The 549-nt window shown below is 31.0% G+C and carries 1 protein-coding gene; it reads right to left on the bottom strand.

The features are described from left to right. The coding region (locus E2K52_RS14650; RefSeq protein ID WP_151205710.1) for a SopA family protein at positions 1-549 on the bottom strand (549 nt) is incomplete at both ends.

The raw sequence follows: 549 nt of genomic DNA, 5'->3' as shown, positions 1-549 counted from the left end.
AATGTTTTCTTCATATTCTCAATAAAGTTTTTATTAACAATATTAAGAATTTTTAATTGCATAACCAGTTTTACTGCCAGAACGGATTTCAATATCATTGCATTATCTGGCAATGTATCAATCATTTTTATAATGTTATTGATATAACCATCGAGATCTTCATTCCCAAATATATCTGAATAATCAATAGTTAATTCCACTCGTTCTGTAATGCAATCTTTAAAATTCCCTGTCGATATTCGCACATGATCAAACATAACAGCTGTCAAATTCGATTTGATAAATGATATTTCTTTGTCAGAAAGAAATTCTGCTCTGGTGAAGTGCGAAGCATAAAGATAACAATGATCGAAGTTTGAATTTCTAATCTGACATTCGCGAAAATTACTATGAGTAAGCTGGCTCCGCGAGAAGTCAACTGTATCAAGAATATTTTTGCTAAAATCGACACATTCACCACTCGCTTTGATAAAAATCACATTGTGTAAACGTCGACATCTAAATATAACATTATCAACTGTTGCAGTAGTAAAATTGCAATACCCAATT

This window comes from Acinetobacter sp. RF14B, assembly GCF_006864105.1.
GTDB lineage: Bacteria > Pseudomonadota > Gammaproteobacteria > Pseudomonadales > Moraxellaceae > Acinetobacter > Acinetobacter lwoffii_C.
The sequence above is the reverse complement of the archived record's forward strand: the minus strand, read 5'-3'. Positions and strand labels throughout refer to the sequence as shown.